The sequence below is a fragment of the Streptomyces sp. NRRL S-495 genome, from assembly GCF_000966955.1.
Taxonomy (GTDB): Bacteria; Actinomycetota; Actinomycetes; order Streptomycetales; family Streptomycetaceae; genus Kitasatospora; species Kitasatospora purpeofusca.
The window spans coordinates 1-4,907 of sequence record NZ_JZWY01001001.1 but is presented as its reverse complement, the minus strand read 5'-3'; the positions used below and the strand labels follow the sequence as shown (position 1 = coordinate 4,907).

Below are 4,907 nucleotides of genomic sequence, written 5' to 3'. Positions count from 1 at the left end.
GTGCCGTCCCCGGTCGTGGGCGCCGCTGTCCGAGCGGCCGCCGGTCAGCTCTGGTTGTAGAAGCCGGTCTCGTCGAGCGGGCGGTCGATGACCATCACCTCGACGTCCGCCGGGGTGAGCAGGAAGACCCGCCGGGCGATCCGCTCGATGCCGCCGCGGGTGCCGAAGATCAGACCGGAGGCGAAGTCGACCATGCGCTTGGCCTCCGCCTCCTCCATCTCGGTGAGGTCCATGACGACCGGGATGCTCGCCCGGATGTGCTCGCCGACCGTGCGGGCCGCCTCGAACCCGGTCGGCCGCAGGGAGACGATCTTCGTCGGGGCGGGGGAGGACGACACCGTCTCCTGCTCGACCCACTCGTCGTCGTACACCGCGGCCGGGTAGTTCCCGGAGGGCATCAGCCACCCGTTGTGGTGCTCGTCGCGAAGTGCTCCCATGCCGCGCCTCCCTGCCTCTGTTCCGTACAGGTCCCCCGGTGCGCGTGTCCTTTTGACACGTCATCCACTCGTCGGAACTGTCCGAGTATCGCACTGATCACCGGTGTCGTGCCCGCTCGCGCGGTCCGTACGAGTCGCGCCGCGCCGGGGCCCCGGGTGGACCCGGGCACCAGTTGCGACGCGGGAGAACGGCGTACGGTTGCGCGCGTAGACCATATCGGTCGCGGTCACCGCGCAATTGACCTTCTGTCAACAATGCGGGAACGATTTCACACGGGACCGACAACAACCCCGGCCGGCGGAGCGGATTCGATGCCCTGCGCGCCCGGCGTGCCGGATCGGACGCCCGGCGCTCAGTCAGTGACCGTGCGCCGCCGCCGGGCAGCGGCCCGTCCGACCTGGACCAGGGTCGCCAGTCCGAGCAGTCCGAGGGCGCCCACGGAGAGCAGGAAGCCGGTCGATCCGGGCTCGCGCGCGGTGGCCGCCGCCGCGACGTAGACCGCGGTGACCGGGATCACCCCGAGCGCGGTCGCCCCGATGAAGGAGCCGAACCGGACCCCGGAGACGGCGGCGCCGTAGTTGGCCGCCTGGAACGGCAGGCCGGGGAACAGCCGGAGCAGCAGCACGCTGCGGAAGCCCTGGTCGGTGAAGCGCCGGTCCAGCGCCACCAGTACGCGCCCGCGCAGCAGGCGGCGCAGCGCGTCCTGCCCCAGCCAGCGGGCGAGCCCGAAGGCGGCGGCCGCGCCGAGGGTGGTGCCCAGGACGGCGAGCAGCAGGCCCTCCTGCAGTCCGAGCAGCAGTCCGGCGGCCGCGTTCAGGGCGGGCCGGGGGAAGAACGCCACCGTGCCCACCGCGTACACGGCGGCGAACAGGGGGCCGCGCCAGTACCAGGGCATCCCGTCGGTGAGTCCGCCGTCGAGCAGGGCGGTGGGGCTCCACAGCAGCAGCGAACCGGCCGCCGCGCCGAGGATCGCCACCAGCAGGGCGAACCGGGGCCAGGGCGAGCGGGCCGGTCCGTCGGCCGGCGCCGCGGTGTCGACGGGAGCCGGTCCGTGCCCCGGGGCGGTTCCGTCGGCCGGGGCGGGACTGTCTGCCAGGGCGGGTCCGACGGCCGGTGCGGGGCCGGGCGGCGGCGGGGAGGTCACGGGTGCGGGCACCGTTCGAGCGTAACGGGGCCGGCCGCCCGCCCGGGATGCGGGTGGTCCCGGGCGGACGGGCGGACGGGCGGACGGGCGGACGGGCGGGCGACCGGAGGGCCGGCCGGGCTCAGCCCCGGGCGGTGGGCACGGAGCCGTAGAACCACCACTGGTTCAGCCCGTAGGTCTGCGGCCACTGGATCACCGGGGTGCCGTCCGCCGGGGAGGCGCCCTGGACGTCCAGGTTGAGGCCGCTGTTGACGTTGGTCAGGTTGTAGACACCGGCGTGGTGGACGAGGGTCTGGGTCCACTTCTGGTTGGTCCCGCCGTTGCAGGGCCAGATGACGGCCTGCACGCCCCCGGCGGTGCTGAAGCGGGGGATGTCCAGACACTTGCCGCTGGCCACGCTCACCAGCTCGCCGGCCTCGGTCCAGTACCACTGCTGGTTGGTGCCGCCGTTGCAGGTCCACTGCTCGACGAGGGTGCCGGAGGCGGTGCTCTGCCCGGTGACGTCCAGGCACTTCTGGGTGTCGGAGGGGTTGGCGGTGATGACCGTCATCGGAGCGCCGGCGGCGTCGGCGGCGGTGGTGGCGGAGCCGCTGGGACGGGCGGAGCCGGTGGGGGCGGCGGGGTCGGCGGTCCGGGAGGTGGGGGTGGCGGTGGCCGGCGCCGCGAGGACGGCGGCGAGAGTGAGGGTGAGGGCGCCGGCGGCGAGCGCGGCGGCGGAGCGAGGGCGGGTCATGGGGTTCCCCTCGGTGGGTGGCTTCGAGAACGCGGTGCCGAGGTGACCGACAGCCGGCGGCCCGAAGAGGTTGTACGCGATGTGACGAAAGGTTAGAAGCCCGTCGGCCGATCCGGCCTCGGGCGCGCGGAGGCCGGGCACGCGGTGTGCGTGCCCGGCCGGCAAGCGGGTGGTCCTGGGGCCATCGCCCGGGGTGGTGCCTGGGTCAGCTCGCGGGGGAGTTCGGGCCGGAGCCCCGGGTCACCGGCTCCCGCGCGGCCGGTTCGCCCACGACCGGTTCCCGCGTGCCCGGACCGCTCGGCGCGCTGCCGACCGGCGCGGCGTCCGCCGGGACGGTGCTGCCTGTGACGGTGCCGCCCGGGGCCCGGATCTCCGCCCGGCGCAGCGCGCCCGCCCCGAGCAGCAGGGCGAAGGAGAGCGCGGTGACCACGCCGAAGGAGACGGTGAGCGAGGACGCCTGGGCCAGGCCGCCGACGATCGCGGGCGCGACCAGGCCCGAGGTGTAGGTGACGGTGGCGACCCCGGCGATCGCCTGGCTGGGGTTGTCGCCGATCCGGCCCGCCGCCGCGAAGGCCAGCGGGACGACCACCGCGACGCCGATCCCGATCAGTGCGAAGCCGGGGATCGCGAGCGCGGGCCGGTCCGCCACGACCACCAGCAGGCCGCCGGCCGTGGCGACGGCGCCGCTGAGCCGGGCCGCCCGCACGGCGCCCACGCGGCGGATCACCGCATCCCCGACCAGCCGGCTGACCGCCATCGTGAGCGAGAACGCCGTGTACGCCGCGGCCGCCACGGTGGGCGAGGCGCCGGTGACGTCGCGCAGGTAGACGCCGCTCCAGTCGATCGACGCGCCCTCCGCGAAGACCCCGCAGAAGCCGACCAGCCCGATCGCCAGCGAGCTGCGCGGCGGCAGCGCGAACCGCGGCGGCTCCTCGCCCTGCTGGGGCGCGCGGACATCCGGCTGGGCGGCGCAGACGGGCTGGGTGAGGGCCAGCAGCAGAAGGGCGGCCACCGCGAGCTGGAGCCGGGGGTCGAGGGACTGGTGGGCCGCGAGGATCCCGATGCCGGCGGCCACCAGCCCGCCCATGCTCCACATCCCGTGCAGACCGGACATGATCGAGCGGCCGATCCGCTGCTCGACCTCCACGCCCTGGGCGTTCATCGCCACGTCGGCCATGCCCGCCAGGGCCCCGTAGGCCAGCAGGGCAAGGCAGAGCACCGGCAGCGAGGGTGCGAGCACGGGCAGCGCGAGGGTGAGGCAGTAGAGCGAGAGGAGGACGCGCACCACGGCCCGCCCGCCCCAGCGGTGCACGAACCGGCCGGCCAGCGGCATCGCGAGGGACGAGCCGATCGCCAGCATCACCAGGGCCAGTCCGAGCTGGCCGGGGGAGAGGTCGAGGTGGTGCTGGATCCAGGGGATCCGGCTGACGAAGGTGCCGCTGACTGCGCCGTGCACGCCGAACGCCAGGGCGACGGCGATGCGGGCCCGGCGGGCGGCGCCCGGTGTGTCCAAGAGCGGTGGTCCTGTGGTCGGGCTGGTGGTCATCCGGCTCTTCCCTCCCCACCGCGTGCCGCGGCGGTGCCCCGTGGGTGGTGGTTTCGATGGTCCTGCGGATGGCCGCCCTTGTCAGCGGCGAGCACCCTTCGGCGGCCGGTTCGGACGGGTTGCCGGTCCGGAAGGTGTGCCGGGCGCCGGTCGATAAATTATCAGGAAGGGACCCTGATAGAAATACTCTGGAAAGATGTCCGGGTATGACCACCGCTCGCACGGCCACGCCGAGCACCGCCCGGGCGATCAACGACCGCCTGGCGCTCAACCTGCTGCTCGACCAAGGACCACTCACGGCCACCGAGCTGCGCGACCTCACCGGGCTCTCCCGGCCCACCGTCGCCGACCTGCTCGACCGGCTCGGCCGCAGCGGCCTGGTCGCCGTCGTCGGCGAACGCGGCGAGCAGCGGCGCGGCCCCAACGCCCGGCTCTACGCCCTGGTCGCCTCCCGCGCCCACCTCGCCGCCTTCGACGTCCGCTCCGGCGGGGTCTCCCTGGTCGTCGCCGACCTGGCCGGGCGGACCCTGGCCGCCGCAGAGCTCGTGATCGAGGACCCCGGCGCCGACGCCGCCGCCCACCGCGCCGCCGCCGACCGGATCGTCCGCACCCTGCTCGACACCGCCCGCCGGGCCGAGGTCCCGCACCTGCACACCGTCGCCGTCGGCGCCCCCGGCCTGGTCGACCCCGCCACCGGCCGGCTCCAGTCCACCGGCGACCTGCCCGCCTGGCACGCCGACCTGCTGGCCGCCCTGCGCGAGCTGCCCGGCACCGAGGTGATCCTGGAGAACGAGGTCAACCTCGCCGGGCGGGCCGAGTACCGGACCGGCGCCGCCCGGGGGCGGGACGACTTCGTCCTCGTCTGGCTCGGCCACAGCGTCGGCGCCGCCGTCGTCCTGGACGGCAAGCTGCGCCGGGGCAGCGGCGGCGGCGCCGGTGAGATCTGCTTCCTGCCCGTCCCCGGCACCACGGCGCTGCCCACCGCCACCGGCTGCGAGGGCGGCTTCCACGGGCTGGTCGGGAGTGCGGCCGTCTGCGCGCTGGCC

5 protein-coding genes are annotated in these 4,907 nt (G+C 75.1%); 1 reads left to right on the top strand and 4 read right to left on the bottom strand.

The genetic code is table 11. The features are described 5' to 3' along the window. Window positions 1-44 precede the first annotated feature (44 nt). The 4 genes from VR45_RS37780 to VR45_RS37765 form a co-directional block, all read right to left on the bottom strand. Window positions 45-437 carry a cell division protein SepF gene (locus VR45_RS37780; protein WP_052709686.1) on the bottom strand — a complete coding sequence of 131 codons (393 nt, stop codon included), beginning with the start codon at window positions 435-437 and terminating at the stop codon, window positions 45-47. A gap of 353 nt (window positions 438-790) precedes the next feature. Further along, the gene (locus VR45_RS37775) at window positions 791-1,594 is read right to left on the bottom strand and encodes a VTT domain-containing protein (RefSeq protein ID WP_234326561.1); all 804 of its coding nucleotides are present in this window, start codon (window positions 1,592-1,594) and stop codon (window positions 791-793) included. 109 nt (window positions 1,595-1,703) lie between these two features. Continuing rightward, entirely contained in the window at window positions 1,704-2,315 is a 612-nt protein-coding gene (locus VR45_RS37770) for an RICIN domain-containing protein (RefSeq protein WP_052709685.1), read from the bottom strand. Window positions 2,316-2,520: 205 nt separating this feature from the next. Next, window positions 2,521-3,861 carry an MFS transporter gene (locus tag VR45_RS37765; protein ID WP_078897376.1) on the bottom strand — a complete coding sequence of 447 codons (1,341 nt, stop codon included), beginning with the start codon at window positions 3,859-3,861 and terminating at the stop codon, window positions 2,521-2,523. Window positions 3,862-4,067: 206 nt separating this feature from the next. Here VR45_RS37765 and VR45_RS37760 point away from each other — a divergent pair. Further along, window positions 4,068-4,907, top strand: an 840-nt coding sequence (locus VR45_RS37760; protein WP_045944471.1) for an ROK family transcriptional regulator, incomplete at its 3' end; no start/stop codon positions are given.

Excerpts from the sequence above, each read along its gene's own strand:
- VR45_RS37780 (WP_052709686.1), bottom strand. The coding sequence starts at position 437 with ATGGGAGCACTTCGCGACGAGCACCACAACGGGTGGCTGATGCCCTCC.
- VR45_RS37770 (WP_052709685.1), bottom strand. The coding sequence starts at position 2,315 with ATGACCCGCCCTCGCTCCGCCGCCGCGCTCGCCGCCGGCGCCCTCACC.
- VR45_RS37765 (WP_078897376.1), bottom strand. The coding sequence starts at position 3,861 with ATGACCACCAGCCCGACCACAGGACCACCGCTCTTGGACACACCGGGC.